Annotated in this window: 15 protein-coding genes; 8 read left to right on the plus strand and 7 right to left on the minus strand. The window is 36.6% G+C overall.

Features of this window, described 5'->3' with window-relative positions; genetic code table 11:
• Window positions 1-7 precede the first annotated feature (7 nt).
• From AA637_RS02010 to AA637_RS02025, 4 genes are all read left to right on the plus strand, one after another.
• Window positions 8-655 (plus strand): MBL fold metallo-hydrolase, encoded by a 648-nt coding sequence (locus tag AA637_RS02010; protein ID WP_446683669.1) that lies wholly within the window; start codon window positions 8-10, stop codon window positions 653-655.
• 77 nt (window positions 656-732) lie between these two features.
• Window positions 733-882: a hypothetical protein gene (locus tag AA637_RS02015; RefSeq protein ID WP_446683670.1), complete on the plus strand. Its 150-nt coding sequence runs from the start codon at window positions 733-735 to the stop codon at window positions 880-882.
• 116 nt (window positions 883-998) lie between these two features.
• Window positions 999-2,360, plus strand: coding sequence for an MFS transporter (locus AA637_RS02020; protein ID WP_446683671.1), 1,362 nt, complete (start codon window positions 999-1,001; stop codon window positions 2,358-2,360).
• Between the two features lie 242 nt (window positions 2,361-2,602).
• Window positions 2,603-3,079, plus strand: coding sequence for a DUF4168 domain-containing protein (locus AA637_RS02025; protein ID WP_446683672.1), 477 nt, complete (start codon window positions 2,603-2,605; stop codon window positions 3,077-3,079).
• 193 nt (window positions 3,080-3,272) lie between these two features.
• Here the strand turns inward: AA637_RS02025 and cdaA are convergent, their stop codons facing one another.
• The 4 genes from cdaA to AA637_RS02045 all read right to left on the minus strand — a co-directional run bounded on the left by cdaA (window position 3,273) and on the right by AA637_RS02045 (window position 8,686).
• Entirely contained in the window at window positions 3,273-4,211 is a 939-nt protein-coding gene (cdaA, locus tag AA637_RS02030; protein ID WP_446683673.1) for a diadenylate cyclase CdaA, read from the minus strand.
• A gap of 541 nt (window positions 4,212-4,752) precedes the next feature.
• On the minus strand, window positions 4,753-6,153 hold the full coding sequence (lysA, locus tag AA637_RS02035) for a diaminopimelate decarboxylase (protein WP_446683674.1): 1,401 nt from the start codon (window positions 6,151-6,153) through the stop codon (window positions 4,753-4,755).
• Window positions 6,154-6,359: 206 nt separating this feature from the next.
• Window positions 6,360-7,460, minus strand: coding sequence for an ATP-binding response regulator (locus tag AA637_RS02040; RefSeq protein ID WP_446683675.1), 1,101 nt, complete (start codon window positions 7,458-7,460; stop codon window positions 6,360-6,362).
• Window positions 7,461-7,687: 227 nt separating this feature from the next.
• The gene (locus AA637_RS02045) at window positions 7,688-8,686 is read right to left on the minus strand and encodes a DnaJ C-terminal domain-containing protein (protein WP_446683676.1); all 999 of its coding nucleotides are present in this window, start codon (window positions 8,684-8,686) and stop codon (window positions 7,688-7,690) included.
• 339 nt (window positions 8,687-9,025) lie between these two features.
• On the opposite strand from AA637_RS02045, the gene AA637_RS02050 reads away from it, so the two are divergent.
• Both AA637_RS02050 and AA637_RS02055 read left to right on the plus strand, forming a co-directional pair.
• Complete coding sequence (locus tag AA637_RS02050; RefSeq protein ID WP_201150112.1) at window positions 9,026-9,403, plus strand: hypothetical protein; 378 nt, start codon at window positions 9,026-9,028, stop codon at window positions 9,401-9,403.
• An 85-nt stretch (window positions 9,404-9,488) separates the two neighbouring features.
• Window positions 9,489-10,262 carry an ABC transporter permease gene (locus AA637_RS02055; protein ID WP_446683677.1) on the plus strand — a complete coding sequence of 258 codons (774 nt, stop codon included), beginning with the start codon at window positions 9,489-9,491 and terminating at the stop codon, window positions 10,260-10,262.
• Between the two features lie 109 nt (window positions 10,263-10,371).
• On the opposite strand, the gene AA637_RS02060 is transcribed toward AA637_RS02055, so the two are convergent.
• Window positions 10,372-11,364, minus strand: coding sequence for an NAD(P)/FAD-dependent oxidoreductase (locus tag AA637_RS02060; RefSeq protein WP_446683678.1), 993 nt, complete (start codon window positions 11,362-11,364; stop codon window positions 10,372-10,374).
• Between the two features lie 196 nt (window positions 11,365-11,560).
• Between AA637_RS02060 and AA637_RS02065 the strand changes: the two genes are divergently transcribed.
• A complete protein-coding gene (locus AA637_RS02065) occupies window positions 11,561-12,142 on the plus strand; it encodes a thioredoxin family protein (protein ID WP_446683679.1) in 582 nt (193 codons plus the stop codon).
• Window positions 12,143-12,178: 36 nt separating this feature from the next.
• Here AA637_RS02065 and AA637_RS02070 read toward each other — a convergent pair whose 3' ends face one another.
• Both AA637_RS02070 and AA637_RS02075 read right to left on the minus strand, forming a co-directional pair.
• Window positions 12,179-13,360 (minus strand): RtcB family protein, encoded by a 1,182-nt coding sequence (locus tag AA637_RS02070; RefSeq protein ID WP_446683680.1) that lies wholly within the window; start codon window positions 13,358-13,360, stop codon window positions 12,179-12,181.
• 100 nt (window positions 13,361-13,460) lie between these two features.
• Window positions 13,461-14,504: a HEAT repeat domain-containing protein gene (locus AA637_RS02075; protein WP_446683681.1), complete on the minus strand. Its 1,044-nt coding sequence runs from the start codon at window positions 14,502-14,504 to the stop codon at window positions 13,461-13,463.
• Between the two features lie 277 nt (window positions 14,505-14,781).
• Here AA637_RS02075 and AA637_RS02080 point away from each other — a divergent pair, with 277 nt between their 5' ends.
• Window positions 14,782-15,990, plus strand: a complete 1,209-nt coding sequence (locus tag AA637_RS02080; protein WP_446683682.1) for a GNAT family N-acetyltransferase — start codon at window positions 14,782-14,784, stop codon at window positions 15,988-15,990.
• Window positions 15,991-16,056: the final 66 nt, after the last annotated feature.

Genomic DNA, 16,056 nt, shown 5'->3' on the forward strand with positions numbered 1-16,056 from the left:
TATAAAGATGACCCCTATTCATAATTCTACAGAAAAAAACCAGCAAACGGAGAAAATCTCAACTCCCAAAGCACCCAAATTGATTTTAGAAAATATCTGGGCTTTTCCACCGAATCGAGATATTTTGGGGGGTACATCTTATTTGATAACTAGCACCACTGGAAATATTCTCATCGATTCCCCCCCTTGGCATCCCGAAACCATTGATTTTTGTAATCAACAAGGAGGAGTAAAATATTTATTTATCACCAACCGAGATGGTATTAGTAAGCATATTGGTAAAATAAAACAGGAGTTTGATTGTCAGCTAATTTCCCAAGAGCAAGAAGTTTATTTATTACCCCACTTAGATGCTCTTTCTTTTGGCGATGAATATGAGTTAAGCCCTGATTGTAAATTAATTTGGACATCGGGTTATTCTCCTGGTTCATCTTGTTTATACTATCAAGGTAATGAAGGGGTATTATTTACAGGAAGACATTTATTACCGACCAAAGATGGTAAGGTTGCCCCCCTGAAATTGAAAAAAACCTTCCATTGGCGCCGACAACAACTCAACGCAAAAACCATTATGGAAAAAGTGCAACCTTTAACCTACATCTGCCCGGGGGCTAGTACGGGTTATTTGAGAGGACGAGGTTATGTTATAGTCTAGGGGGAAAGTTAGATTAAGAAAATCACCCCTAATTAATTCTTGATGCCCCAGAAGAAGCGGTGAGATGGGCATAGCAGGTGGATCTTTCGTTAGTAAATTCTTACTGTGCGATCGCCTTTTCTGACTTAACTATCATCAACGCAGCGACAAGGGCGACAAAAAATGATGTAAATTTGAGCAGATTGGTTTTATGTTCTTCTTGGAAGTTTTCTGAGCATATTAAATAATAATCTAATTCTTGTGAAGGAAACTAAAATTGTTTATTTTCTCTTAACTATTACTTCTCCAATTAAGGTAAGATCAAGGGATAGTGCTTTTCAATAATTGATATTTAATAGAATAGATGCAACTTTTTGAGCAGAAAAAAGAGAATAATAAAGAGGAAGAGTCAAGCTCAATAAAAGACGAGAAAGGCTCTATGCAAACAGTTAGTAAACATGGCTTTATTAGTGTTTTAAAAAACAGCGATTTTTTAACCTTATGGCTAGGTCAAGTTTTTTCCCAATTAGCAGATAAAATATACCTAGTTTTAATGATTGCAATTATTAGTAATGATTTTCATCGAGACGGTGAAGCTATTAGTAGTTGGGTATCTGGCATTATGATTGCCTTTACTATTCCAGCAATTTTATTTGGTTCATTAGCAGGGGTATATGTAGATCGTTGGTCAAAAAAACTGGTTTTGGTTATATCTAATTTAGGTCGAGGATTATTAGTTTTTATAATTCCTTTTTTTGTTTATCAAGAAACTTTAGGAGTAGGTTGGTTTAATTTACCGTGGGAATTTTGGTTGCTATTATCCATCACCTTTCTTGTTTCTACTTTAACTCAGTTTTTTGCCCCCGCTGAACAATCTTCTATACCTTTAATTGTGAGAAGGGGTAATTTATTGGCTGCCAATTCTCTTTATACCACTACCATGATGGTAATGTTAATCATTGGTTTTGCCATCGGTAATCCTTTGTTAGAGTTGGTAACTACCTTATGTAATAATTTTTCTTTTAACTACGGAAGGGAGTTGTTAGTAGGGGGAGGATACACCATGGCGGGTTTAATACTTATAGTAGTCAATACGAAAGAAAGGGAACAGGATAAACAAACCCAAGAAAATCACATTTTTGAAGACATAAAAGATGGTTTAATTTATCTACAAAAAAATCATCGGGTGCGCAACGCTTTATTTCAATTGATAATTCTTTTTTCTATTTTCGCTGCCCTAGCAGTATTAGCAGTAAGTGTAGCGGAGGAAATTCCTGGCATTGAAGCCGAGGAGTTTGGTTATTTACTAGCCGCGGCAGGGGTTGGCATTGCCGTAGGGGCTGCTTTTGTTACTCAGCAGGGAAAATCTATCAGTCATGGAAGACTCAGTTTTTATGGCTCTATGGGAATGGCGATCGCCCTTATGGGGCTATCATTTTCTACAGGTAGTCTGGTCTGGGCTTTACTAATGATAGCTATTGTGGGAGGATTTGCTGCCCTTGTAGGAGTGCCAATGCAAACTACCATCCAAGCGGAAACCCCCCCAGATATGCGCGGAAAAGTATTTGGTTTACAAAATAATGCCGTTAATATTGCCCTTTCTTTACCCCTCGCCCTCGCGGGAATTGCTGAGACATTATTAGGTTTGCAAGGAGTTTTGATAATCTTAGCATTATCTTCCGTGGGAGGAGGGGTGTTAACATCTTTTCTCACCCTCAGAAAATAACTAAGCCAAAATCCCTAAACGGGGAACTAAAAATTAAACAAATCAATCATAATTAACAACTGGGACATTACCTTTTTTAGCATTAGCATAGTTAAAATCATGGGGCAACTTGTAATAAATTCATAAATCATGCCCCTTTGTATAGATGGGATTATTGTTTAAAATTATCCCTCGTAAAATTACCTTGTCACTATCAACCCTCTTGAAGCCAATAAAATAAATACTATTATTTTTTATCAATTATGATCAATAAAAAAATTAACAGTTTATCAAAAATTAAATTATCAACCAGTAAAATTGTTTTAATGGTAGGTTTAAGCACCTTCGGTATTCTTGCAGGATTAACCCCCGAATATAATACCCAGTCTAATACTATTAAAATCAGTAATCAAGCCCTAGCTCAAAACTTCTCCGATGCCGAATTAAGCCGATATGCCCAAGCCGCCGTAGATATTGAGAGATTGAGACGCTCTACCTTTGCTAATATTGAAAGCATCGTCGGACAACAAAGAAGTAGTCAATTAGCCTGTCATCAAAAAGATACTATTAATGATTTACCTAGCAATGCCCGTACATTGATGAATGATTTTTGTCAAAATTCCGAGGTGATTGTTAGACGTAATGGATTAAGTATGAATCAGTTTAACCAAATAACCCAACAGGTTAGACAAGATGATGAGTTGAGAAGTCGTTTAAGGGATATTACCCGTCAATTATAAATAGCATTGTTGAATTTAGATACCATTTTTTGTTGAGGTAGGGAATGGGCAACGGGGAATAGTAATCATCTTTTGAATATGAAATACTGATCATAATTCGATAGTATTTCATACCATAATTGAACAACACCAATTCAGAATTATTATCTCTTGCTTCTTGCTTACCCTCACGACTCCAATTTTTCATCAACCCCTATTTATCTTTTGGTTTAGGTAATTGACTATAGTAATTATCTTTAGGAGATGGTTTTTTCTTTTTAAATAAACCAGTAACCAAGTTCCAGCCTGTAAAGCCCAATTGACGACTGATGCGAGTTACTCCTGTGACTACTTCTGTATCTTGACTGACATTTAATTTTTCTTCTAATAATTCTTTTAGTTTAGTGCTGGTGAGGGGACGATTTAAAACTCCTTTTTCCCCCAGAGAAATTGAGCCTGTTTCTTCGGAAACTACCACACATACACAGTTTTCCACTAACTCCGTGATGCCCATAGCTGCCCGATGACGGGTACCTAATCTTTTGGATGCAGTTTTTTCTGATAGGGGTAGGATAACACTAGCGGCGACAATTTCTGAGCCTCGAATGAAAACGGCGCCATCATGCAAGAGGGTTTTGGTTTGGAAGATGGTTTGTAATAATTCCTTGGTAATTTCGGCGTTTAATGGTACCCCCGGGCTTAGGAATACCCTTTCTTCTACGGTATTAAAGGTTTCGATGATAATTAACGCCCCTGTACGATTTTGGGATAATTCTTTGACTGCGTCAACTATTTCGTCAATAATGGTATCTCCTTTTGGAATAATATTATCGGATTTCCACAGTGATTTTATTTCTCCTTTTCCTAGTTGTTCTAAAAAACGTCTAAAATCTGACTGGAAAACTACCCCCATAGATAGGGAACAGATTAAGATTAATTGTTCTAAAAAAAAGCTAATTATTGTTAGCTCTAAGAGGCGATCGCACAGTAAATAAAGTATAATTAAAAACAGTAAACCCCTTACCATTCTTTGCGCTCGACGTTCTTGGAGAAGGGTTATAATTAGATAGAAAAAAAGACTAACTAAACCGACATCGAGAAAAAATAGCAAAAAAATTTTTAAATTGTCAGGAAAAAAACCCGACCAAAACATTAAATTCTAACCCGTTTTATTATGTTGTTTACTCAAAGCTAATTACTATATTTTAATTCTAAATCAACAACCATCTAATATGTCATGAAATTATCTAACAACCACTGAGATGAAATTATTAAGTAGGTTGGCGAAATTAATTATAGCTCTTATTTTATTAAGACTCTTATGAACAAGGGGTTTAAACCCCTTGCCTAAATCGATTTAATTATGCCTACTTACTTATCACCATTCAGGGGAAGAAATAAAGAGAGTAAAAACATAGTGATTATTTCTCGAAAGATTACTCCTTATGGTTTTTAATAGTTAATCCCACTTTTTTTATGATAACAGGGGTATTTTAATCCCTTGCCTTGAACTATTTACTTGATAAATAGTGTGACTGAAATATGATTTATGTTAAAAGATAATATTTTCCGTGGGGGCGTAGTTTTCTACGCCCCGACAATAAAAACTATTTCACGGAAGTTCATCTTGGATACTATGGCAGAAAAAACAAATCCGAGTAATTAAAATTCAGTAATATTTACTAAATTTAAGCCTATGCCAAACGACTAGGTAATAAATCTTGTTTTACCAAATCATCATAGGTTTCACGACGAATAATCAAATTTGCTTCTCCTTCATTTACTAAAACAGCGGCAGGACGTGCTAGACGGTTGTAGTTAGAAGCCATACTATAGTTATAAGCCCCTGTTGCTAATACTACCAGAATATCTCCCTGTTTTGTCTCGGGAAGGGCAACATTTTTCACTAAAATATCTCCTGATTCACAATGCTTTCCTGCTACCGTCACGGTTTCGGTATTAGCGTTTGTCATTTTATTGGCGATGACGACTTCATAAAGGGATTGATAGGTAATAGGACGAGGATTATCGGACATTCCACCATCTACGGAAATATAAGTCCTCACATTGGGAATTTCTTTTCTTCCCCCCACGCTATAAGCGGTAACAGTGCTACTGCCTACCATGGAGCGGCCGGGTTCGGAAATCAATTTTGGTAGGGTAATATCACGCTCTTGACAGGCTTTGAGAACGGATTTACACACAGTCTCTACCCATTGGTCAATACTCGGGGGATCATCTGATTCGGTGTAACGAATCCCTAAACCACCACCGACGTTTAATTCTGCCATGGGTAAACCATAATCGAGGGCTTTTTTATACCAGTCAGCTAATACTCCCGCTAAGTCATGGTGAGGTTGTAGTTCAAAAATTTGTGAGCCAATATGGGCGTGTAAGCCAATACAGTTGATGAATTCTTGCTCTTTGGCAAAGGTGAATACGGCTTCTAGCTGGTTAGCATCAAAGCCAAATTTACTGTCGATGCTTCCTGTGCGGATATATTCGTGGGTATGGCATTCAATGCCAGGGGTAAGGCGCACGAGAATGGAAACGGGGGTTTGTTTTTGGGCGGATAGTTTGGCAAGGTTTTCTAATTCTAGCCAGTTATCTACCATGATTTTACATTGGCTATCGATGGCTAATTCTAATTCGGCGATGGACTTGTTATTGCCGTGGAGATAAATTTTATTTTGGATATATTCTTGACCTAAGTTGCTCATCTCAAGAGCTTTTGTGGTAGTATATAGTTCCCCTCCAGAAACTACATCAAAGCCTATTTCTTCACTGGCTAAGATAGATGCGATCGCCATACAACACCAAGCCTTTGAAGCATAGATAACTTGGGATTCCCCGGGGTAATATTTTCTAAAAGCATCTCTATATTGACGGGCGCTAGTGCGTAAAGTTTGCTCATCAACTATGTATAAAGAAGTACCAAATTTTTCAACTAAATCAATTACATCACAACCACCGATTTCTAAATGATTTTGGTTGTTTATTTTTGCACTGAGAGGTAAAAGTTGTTGATTTGGAGATAAATTAGGGTTGAATTCAGAAATAAACTTTTCGGCGCTATTTTTTTCAGTTACTAACATTTATATTTTACTAAGGTATAAGAATAAAAATAAGTGACATTATTATTTTAATAAATCACTTGTAAAATGACTTATTTTTCCCAAGATAAGTATCAGAAGCAATTATTTAAATTACCTGATTTTTTATCACAAAATTAAGAAAGAATATTTTCGGTGATGATAAAATTATAGGCTATTTGGATATAATTGATAATAGAGAATGGCAATTAAGCCATAGGTAATATCATATCAACTTGGGTTTGTCGTTGATAAATACTACTAATAACTAAACTACCACCATAGATTTCTAGCATTTTTTGAGCAATAGCAATACCTAAACCACTTCCTTGTTGCTCATATTTTCGCCGTTGAAACTGCATATATGCCCCTACCTTTTCCACTTCTTCCTTTGTCATACCCTTTCCCTCGTTGAAAATTGATACTTTTAACCATTGATGACTTTGCCTGTGACAGGTAATTTTAATAGAATTTTGAGGTTGAGAATACTTAAAAGCATTATCTATCAACTCACGGCATATCTTTTCTAAGTTATTTTCCGCAATTTTTACCATCACACTGTCAACCTGTAGAGATAAATCTGACTGACGATGATATTGAGTTGATATTTCTTGACTGACAGCAAGGATAATATTTTGAACATTGCATTCTGACTTATCCGACTCCCTGATACTTTTCACTTTGTCATTATCCTTGGTAATCAATTCTAACTCGGCATAGAGCAGAAAGTTTTGCATTAGATGGGTTAGTCTTTTGCTACTATCTAAAATTAAATCAGCAATTTCCTTTAATTCTTCTTCACTAAGATTATCAGAATAGTCCTTGAGAAGTTGGGCCGAACTATTGATACCATTAAGGGGAGTGTTAATCTCGTGGGGGAGGGCAAAACTGATATTTTGTCTTAATTCTGTTAGTTTTTCGGCTGACTGTTTTTTTAGTCGGGCGGTTTTCTCTAGGCGGGTATTAATAGCTTTGAGAAGGCTATGGATACTAAAGGGTTTGAATAAATAATCATCGGCACCCAATTCCATACCTCGTCTCATGTCACGGGTGTTAGAGTTAGCCGTTAAAAAAATAAAAGGTATGGAGGCAATATTTTCTTGTTTTTGGATTATTTCCAATAATTCGTAGCCCGACATGGTGGGCATGGCAACATCACAGATGATTGAATCTAATGAATTTTGTTTGATGAAATCAAACCCTTCTTTGCCATTTTTGGCGGTTATGACTTGAAAATCTAGGGTAGTTAAGATTTCTCGCATACTATCCCGAATATTTGCATCATCGTCTATTACCAATATTGTTGTCATAACTGAAAAAGGGGTTTAGGTCATAAAAATCCGACAAAAACTAATATTAATAGCAAATATCGCCCTCTGAATCTTAGCATTTTTACATACTTTCACTGACTCAACTTGCGGCAATTAGAGTCCACGTTATTGTCTGTGGAATGGGTTGAAAAATGCTAAGATTGCACAAAAGAAAAAAACTGACGGGAAGCAATTAATTATTCAATACCTAACACCCAAAACCTAACTTAAAGTTTTATGTTTTCTAACTTTTGTCTGGGATTATAGGTGCTAATTTCTTTTATTTTTTGATAGTATTCTTTTTCCTGATTACTAATATTAGCAGGAATTGCGATCGCAACGCGCCCAAACAAATCACCCCGACTACCTTTTGCACTACTCCAGCCTTTCCCTTTGAGTCGTAGAGACTGCCCATGACGAATACCAGCGGGAATTTTCACACTTACACCACCATCAGGGGTAGGCACAGAAATTTCAGTGCCTAACACCGCTTCTACAGGGGAAATAGGCACTTCACACACCAACTTATCATCCTCAAAAAAGAAGAAATCATGGGGTTTTAAATCCACTTTTAAATATAAATCTCCCCTTTGCTGAGTCATGGGGTTAACATTTCCCTTACCCCGCAGACGAATTTTAGTGCCAGATTTAGCCCCGGGGGGAATTCTTACGGAAATAGTCTCTGTGCCTAAATTAATTTTACTCTCGACTCCCTTAAAAGCCTGGGCAAAAGTGAGACTAATATTTTTTTCCACATCACTGGCTGTATTATTAGGGGTTTGTTGTCCGAAACCACCAAAATCGCCAAAACCCCCTCCACTAGGGCGACTACCTGCGGCCCCATAACCTCCAGATGATGTATTGGAAAAACGTCCTAATAATTGATCGATAAAGTCATCAAATCCGCTATATTGGCTAAAATCAAAACCATCAAAATTCACCCCCGCACTCGCACCAGCATTTCCCCAAGGAGATTGATTACTTTGCCCTGCCTGTTGCCAATATCGTCCAAATTGATCATATTTTTTTCTTTTATCGGCGTCTCCTAATACTTCGTAAGCCTCGCTGATTTCTTTAAACTTTTCTTCAGCTTCTTTATTGTCAGGGTTACGATCTGGATGATATTTTACTGCTAATTTACGAAAAGCCTTCTTAATCTCATCTGCCGTGGCACTTTTATTAATTCCTAAAACTGAATAATAATCTTTAAAATCTGTACTTGCCATAGGTCTTTTTTATGCTTTTACAATTAACAATAAAATTAATAAATGATAAGTTATAAATATACAGGTAAGTTTTAGATACTTTCAACCATGGTGAAGGTACTTTTATGATCAAGATCTAATGGTGAATTTTCAATTATCGGAGATTCAACCTTTCAAAATCTTAATTTACAGCTTATCCTATTTAATTCTAAGGTAGCAAAATTATATCCTGATTTAGGTTCGGTTACACCCCATTTTGTGTTCTGTAATTATTTTTTGTTGTCTATGTTGACCAAAAATGTTCAATAAAACTGAGGTAAGATAATAAAATCTTTATAAAAGTCATTCATAATATACGATATGTTTCCTTTCTATTTTTCTTTTGATATGGCAATAATTGCAGGTAGTTGTTTATGGTCATTGGCTTTATATTTAGCTTTTGCTTCTTTACGGGAAAAGATTATTAATGGTTTAGAAAGATGGTTTAATTTTGCGGAACAATATTTATATACTTCCCAAGAAGAATTTGAACGTACTCGCAAGGGAAGGGAGTCGCAAAATGCTTTTTTAGCTTCTTTAATGAGTATTATTCCTTTCTTTATTTTTGGTATTTTAACTAATTATTTAGTAGGATTAGGTTTTGGGAAAAATTGGGAAATCAGTATGGGTATTTTAGGGGCGATCGCCTGTGGAGTGTATGCTTTGGGTCGTCAAGATTCCCAAGGCAGTGAGGAGTAATGGATAATTTAAATATACTAAATGGGTTTATAAGTAAATATTAGCAATAAAAAATATACTAGGACATTAATTTAAGTATTAACAAATGAAATATTGGGACGAAACTTTGGCTGTTAGTCAGAGAATTTTAACAGAATTAATTAAGAGAAGAAGAAGTTTAATTTTTTGGTCAATTTTTCCTATTTCCATTCTATTTATTAATGGTTACATCTTAGGAGAAAGGGCAAATTTAGAGTTATCAGTAGCCCTAAAGATGGCAGCCCCTCCTAGCCTTGTGGGGGCCGCTCTATTTTTTAGTTGTTTGGGGGGTAGTGTCGCCACAGTGGTATCAGAAAGGGAGCAAAAGACCTTAAAGCGGTTGTTTATCTCTCCATTGAGCGGTTTTTCTTATTTTCTTGGTATTTTCCTCGCCCATGCTTTAATAGGTGTGGGGCAAACTTTTTTGGTTTATGGAGTAATTTTCTTGAGGGGAGAAACCATCGAGGGTTCTTTTTTCCTTGGACTTGCTATTCTATTTCTTAGTATTGCTGGTTATGTGGGAGTGGGATTTATTTTAGGTACTCAGTTGGCGAAACGCACAGAGGATGTAAATGCGATCGTGGCGACTTTTGGAGTACCATTGTTAATTATTGGGGGTACTTTTTTACCAACTTCTCTTTTCCCCGATGGTTTATTAAGAGTTGCACAATTTAACCCTATTTTTCACATGAATGAGGCTTTAATTGATGTGTGGGCCGGGGGTAGTAATTTTGAAGATGTGCAAAACCATTTTTGGTTTTTATTTATCTTTTCTGGGGTAATGGTTATTAGTGGTTGGTTTTCCTATTATCGAATGGTGCAATCAGAAAAAGCACTTTAAATAGGGGACCTGAATACATTTTAGGCAATAAGCAAGAGATAAGAGATAATAGTTAAAGTTAATTATCTTATATCCTCATGAACCTAATGCCTACTACCTAATACCCTATTTATCCTTTAATGTTTTCCACCCACTTTCTAGGCTCACTTTTACGGCGAATGTTGCGCCAAATTTGGGTAGCTGCCAGAGTGCCATCGGCGACGGCAATGGATACTTGGTTTAAACCTTTTTTCAAATCTCCTAGGGCAAAGATGCGATCGTGGGTAGTTTGTGCCATATCATTGGTGATAAGGTTTTCTCCATCCCATTGCAACTCTTCTATGCCTTTGAGGTAATCGTTATGGTAAATAGAACCCATATTGATTAATCCTGTGGTAGCTTCGATAAATGTACCATCTTCTAGCTCTACTCCTTGCATTTTATGGTTTTCTCCCACAAAACGGGCGATCGCACTTTCGTATAAGGGATAACCACGCTCTGCCAATTTCTGCTTCATCTCATCACTTACAGTAAATAAACCATGGGTTAATACCGTAATGTAAGGAGTAAACCAATCAAGCACAAAAGCAGCATTGATTTGGGATTCTTTTCCAGCAATTAAAACTGCCTTTTGATCCCACATATCAAACCCATCACATATCATACAAACATGGAGAGTATAACCAGCATAATCATAAACATTTTGCATATCCTCTAGTTGAGGTAAAACATCAATTACCCCAGAAGCCGCAATCAAATATTTACTACGAAAAATAGGATAAACACTATCTTTTTTACCCACCTTTACCTTTACTGCAAAAGTGTCTCCCTCATCCTTCACATCCTCTACATAAGCCCGAAGATAGTCCGCGCCCCAGTCAAGGGCTTGTTGGGTACCGTGTTTAATCAAATCCCTACCAGGGGCATCAGGGTCAATTCCTAGATAATTACGTAAATCCTGCATCCATACCGAGCGCCCCTTACCCTTTTCAATCACTAAACACTTTAGACCATATCTAGCCAGATAAATAGCCGCTGATAAGCCTCCCATACCTCCACCCACCACAATGGCATCATAAACCGTATCAAGGCGTGATTCATAATTTTTGCTAGATAATTTCATATTTATAACTCCAAGAACATCCTTTATTTATAGAGACAAAAATTCTTTATAATGATAAATTTTTATTTCTATAGAAATATTATATAACCTATATTTTAACACCCATAAATAGAGCCTAGTTTCGGTTTACCCTCAGCAAAAAAAATAAAAAATCATGAGATAATGACTAGTGTAAACTAACAGAAAAACATAACCTATGGCACGTACACCCTCCACAATGTTGGAATTAGGCACAAAAGCCCCTGATTTTAGTCTTCTTGATACCGTATCAGGCAAAATCATCTCGTTACAAGATTTCACCGACTCAAAAGGCTTACTTGTCATCTTCTTATCCTGTCATTGTCCCTTCGTAAAACACGTAAGAGCAGAATATGCAAGATTAAGTAAAGATTATATTCCCCAAGGTTTAAGCATCGTTGCCATCAGCCCCAACGATGTCAAAAATTATCCTGACGATGCCCCCGATAAATTAAAAGAAATGGCAGAAGAAGAAGGCTTCAACTTCCCCGTATGTTATGACGAAACCCAAGAAGTAGCCAAGGCTTATCGTGCGGCTTGTACTCCCGACTATTATCTTTTTGATAGTGATTTAAAATTAGTTTACCGTGGGCAACTAGACGATAGTCGCCCTAGCCTTGATATTCCTGTCAATGGGGTTGATATGCGCAACGCCATCGAAGCCCTATTATCAGGCAAAGAAATTGACGAAAATCAAAAACCTAGCCTCGGTTGCAACATAAAATGGATAAAAGGTAACGAACCCGATTACTTCGGTTAAAGTTCAAAATGGGGCGTTTTTCCCTTGCCCCATTATTTATCCCTTGACACAAATCAACTGCCTCAGAGTTGCCACAATTTCCACCAAGTCAGTTTGTTGATTCATTACCTCCTCAATGGGTTTATAGGCGCTGGGAATCTCATCAATAATTCCCTTATCCTTACGACATTCTATGCCCTCAGTTTGCTCAATTAAATCTTCAAGGGAATAACTTTTTTTCGCCATGGCACGAGACATCAAACGCCCAGCCCCATGACTGCAACTACAAAAACTCTCATGATTGCCCTTCCCTTTGACGATAAAAGACTTAGCCCCCATAGAGCCTGGAATGATACCATAATCACTTTGTGTTGCCCTTACAGCGCCCTTACGGGTAACATATACCTCCTCGTCAAAATGAGTTTCTTTTTCCGCATAGTTATGATGACAGTTAACCGTTAATAAAGGTTTAGTTGGTTTACCCCCTGCCAAATGTTTATCGACAATACTCTTAAAACGATTCATCATCACTTCTCGATTAAAACGAGCATATTCCTGCGCCCATTGTAAATCTCGCCAATAATCTTCAAATTCTTTTGTACCCTTGACAAAATAAGCTAAATCAGGATCTGGTAATTTATCATTGGCCATTTTCGCTAACTCTTTTCCTGTCCTAATATGACATTCTGCCAACTGATTTCCAATATGCCTCGATCCTGAGTGTAACATCAACCATACTTGATCTTCGGTATCTAAGCATAACTCAATAAAGTGATTTCCACCGCCTAATGAGCCTACTTGCTTAATGGCTTTGTCTTCTAGTCTTTGTACTCCATCATGAAGATGTCGAAAGTTTTTCCAACCCTGCCAATTACTTACCTGTTTCTCTATCTCTTTATTTTGATTAAAACCAACGGGAATACTAGCCTCAATGTCTCTACGAATTTTCTTTAATTTTCCTTCCAATTGTTCTGCCTTGAAAGATGTTTGTATGGCACACATACCACAACCAATATCTACTCCCACGGCGGCGGGAATAATGGCATCTTTTGTGGCAATTACTGAACCCACCAGCGCCCCTTTCCCTAAATGTACGTCAGGCATCAGGGCGACGTGTTTGTAAACAAAGGGTAGAGAGGCGACATTTTTTGCCATTTGGGTTTCTTTTGCTCCCAACTCATGACTCGCCCATGATAGGATGGGTTTTTTTGTGGTAAGTTCTAGTTTTTCGTAGGGCATAATTTACGCCACATTAAAATAATTGTAATTTTATGATAACAAATTGATAGTCGATAAATAGATAGTGTGGTATGAAGTCTGAGACTTTATGGAGTGTATTTTAATTAGAATCAAAACTGGGAGTGTCTTGAATTAGAGTCGCATCGACTTCTTGGGCGTAATCATTGTTATTTTCTTCGGGTAATAAATTACGGTTAGAGGTAATTTTTTCTAGGGCGTTAAGGGCAATTTCTCTGACTTCAGGATCGGGATCATGATAAGCTGTTTGAGTTATGATAGGCTGGATTTGCGTAATTAGTTCATAGACTTTGGTTATGTCTCTGAGGGCGTTTTTTCTGACGCTTCCATGGTCATTTTGTAGGGCTAATATTAAGGCTTGATTAATGGGTTTTATACTGTTGAAGGCTATTTGAGAGATGGCTTCTAAAATTAGGGTCTTTTCTTGAGAGTTACCTGTCATCATCATATCAAGAAGAGGGGCGATCGCCCTTGAGTCAGCTTCGGAAGCTAGACGCCAAATAACTTTATTTCTATTTTTTGGCTCCCCTTCTACTAATTCTTGAATTAATTCTCTGGTTTTATCTTCAGGTTTTTGAACTTCTGGGTTAATTCTTTTTGCTAACTGTCCTTTATTTAATAATTTGTTTTCTTCTAAGATATTATCATCATTCAGAGATATTTGCTCTAAGTTTTTTTCGTAACTTATTTTGGGATTTTTCTTGTTATTATTGAGTATTTTTACCCCTACAATAATTAAAGTTAAGCTAATAATCATTACTAAAATAATTAAAGAAAGAAGTAATATAAAGACAAGATTATCCATACTCCAAGTATTATTACTATTAGCCAACATCCTTTCAACATTATTGATAGCTCGTTGGGCATAGACATCATCAGGACGATAAGAAAGGGCTGTTTGAAAATAGTTTAAAGCCTCTTCATATTGATGGTTATTAGTGGCTTCATAGCCTTGTTGCATATTTTCATCGTACAAAACAGCCGAATTTTGATTATTTGTCGTCTCCGAGGCGATCGCCCTTAAAGCATTGTTTGTTGTATAATTTTTATGGAGGTATAAACTCGGAAATAAATTCAGAAAAACTATTGATAAACTTAATTTTAAGACCCATTTTTTGTATATCATAGACATTAGTTAGTATGTAGATTAAAAAGGATTAAAATAAACAAAGAAGAAAAAAGTAAGTAATCAATAGCAAAAGATAATAAAAAAACTTAATAAAATTCTTTAATTTACTAATAGATAATCATTTTTACTCATATCATAAGTCAAGATTTCATCCTCAACAACCATAGATAACGAATTACACTATAAAAAGGAATCATAAAAAATTAGGACTTATATCCAAATTTTTCTGTAAACCCCAAGAAAAACAAGGTAACTAGAATTTATTGTCAAGGTTATGATGGATAAAATTTTTCGCAAAAAAAACACTTCCCCCTATACTATCCGTTGGCATCAACAAATAGCAGAAATTCCCCAATCAGCATGGGATGAAATGGCGATGCCCTTGGCAACCCCCTTTTTAGAATGGGAGTGGTTACACAATTTAGAAACCTCTGGCAGTGTTAAGCCTCAAACAGGTTGGCAACCTTGCCACTTAACTGTATGGCATGACCAAAAATTGGTGGCAGGGGCGCCTCTATACATCAAAGGCCATAGTTATGGAGAGTTTGTTTTTGATCATCAATGGGCTGATTTAGCTTACCGATTAGGGATACAATATTATCCTAAACTCCTCGGCATGACTCCCTTTACCCCTGCGGTGGGTTATCGTTTTTTGGTTGCCCCCGATGAAAACGAAGAAGAAATCACCGAAATGATGGTAAGTGCGATCGATCATTTTTGTGTTAAAAATAAATTATCAGGATGTAACTTTCTTTTTGTTGATCCTCAATGGCAATCTACCATCGCAAAATTTGGCTTTTCTGCATGGATGCACCACGGATATGTATGGGGAAGTCTGGATTTTAACACCTTTGATGATTACCTAAAAATATTTAACTCCAATCAGCGCAAAAACATCAAACGAGAAAGAAAATTAGTCCAAAAAGCAGGGTTAATCACTAAAAACCTTGTGGGCGAAGAAATACCCCATTACCTCTACCCCTACATATATCAGTTTTACAATAGCACTTGTAGTAAATTTTATTGGGGTAGTAAATACCTAACTAAACAATTTTTTGAACAACTCTACCCATCCTATAGCCATCGTCTCATGGTAGTAGCTGCTTTTGAAGAAGGCAACGAACATCAACCCGTGGGAATGTCTTTTTGTATCCGTAAAGGAGAAAACCTTTATGGGCGCTATTGGGGTAGTCTGGATGAATATGATTGTTTACACTTCGAGACTTGTTATTATAAACCCATTGAATGGGCTATTAGTCAAGGGATAACAATGTATGACCCTGGCGCAGGGGGTAGCCATAAACGTCGTCGGGGTTTTCCTGCCAAGGCAAATTATAGTATGCACCGATTTTATAACCAACGTATGAGCAGTATTTTAAAACACTATATTGACGAAATTAATTTTGCTCAACAGGAAGAAATTGACGCTATCAATAATGATTTACCTTTTAATAAGAAGGAAATTAATTTTTCTGTGGATTAGTTTTTCTTTCATGTCGGTTGGGTTTGGAAAATGAAACCCAACCAAAAATGTTACAAACCAAATAAA

This window comes from Cyanobacterium sp. HL-69 (genome assembly GCA_002813895.1).
GTDB lineage: Bacteria > Cyanobacteriota > Cyanobacteriia > Cyanobacteriales > Cyanobacteriaceae > Cyanobacterium.